The 727-nt window shown below is 68.4% G+C and carries 2 protein-coding genes; both read left to right on the top strand.

Annotation, left to right across the window (positions count from 1 at the left end):
- A partial coding sequence (locus INT12_RS30700; RefSeq protein WP_193059206.1) for a hypothetical protein occupies positions 1-492 on the top strand: 492 nt, incomplete at its 5' end.
- Positions 493-502: 10 nt separating this feature from the next.
- A partial coding sequence (locus INT12_RS30695; protein ID WP_193059205.1) for a COX15/CtaA family protein occupies positions 503-727 on the top strand: 225 nt, incomplete at its 3' end.

Raw genomic sequence — 727 nt, 5'->3', positions numbered from 1 at the left:
GCCATGGCGCTGGCCGGCGTGCTGCGCTTCGCCGGCTGGCAGCCGGCCGCCCACCGCAACACCGGCGAAGTGTTCACCCCGGCGGTGGACGCGCGCGCGCTGCCGCCCACCCTGGCCAACGGCCAACCGTACCCGTGGAACCCCGATGCCCATGTCTGGCGCCTCCTGGGGGCACCCGCCCCGGGCTGCGCAGCCGCGTGCGTCACTTTGTCGCAGGGATTGGACAAGGTGTGGCAGCTGTTCGGCCATAGGGCCGATAATGTCGAGATCCTGTGGCTGGGTACGCCGCCGGCCGAGGTCCAGGGCTTTCCCGCCCTGCGCGTGCTGGCCCCCCAGCCGAACCTGCGTGCCGTGTTGCCCGCCGTGGATGACGCCGCCGGCACGCCTGTGTATGTCATCGACCCGAACGGGTTCGTGATCATGCGGTATGCGCCGGGATTCGAATTGGCCGGTCTGCGCAAGGACATGGCCACGCTGTTGAAACTGAAGTGAGTTCCGTTTGATGAACCCCACCGCGCGCCCGGCGCTGCATCGCAATTTCCACCGTCTGGCGTGGTTCGCCCTGATCATGACGGCCAGCACGATCATGTTCGGTTCGTTCGTGCGCCTGTCCGATGCCGGCCTGAGCTGCCCGGACTGGCCGACCTGCTATGGCCGCGTGACCTGGCCGCAGCATGCGCAGGAAGTGATCGGCCACGAAGCGGCCAAGATCCGCCCGCTGGAAACC

The organism is Pseudomonas sp. K8, assembly GCF_014889455.1.
GTDB classification, from domain to species: domain Bacteria; phylum Pseudomonadota; class Gammaproteobacteria; order Pseudomonadales; family Pseudomonadaceae; genus Aquipseudomonas; species Aquipseudomonas veronii.
The sequence above is the reverse complement of the archived record's forward strand: the minus strand, read 5'-3'. Positions and strand labels throughout refer to the sequence as shown.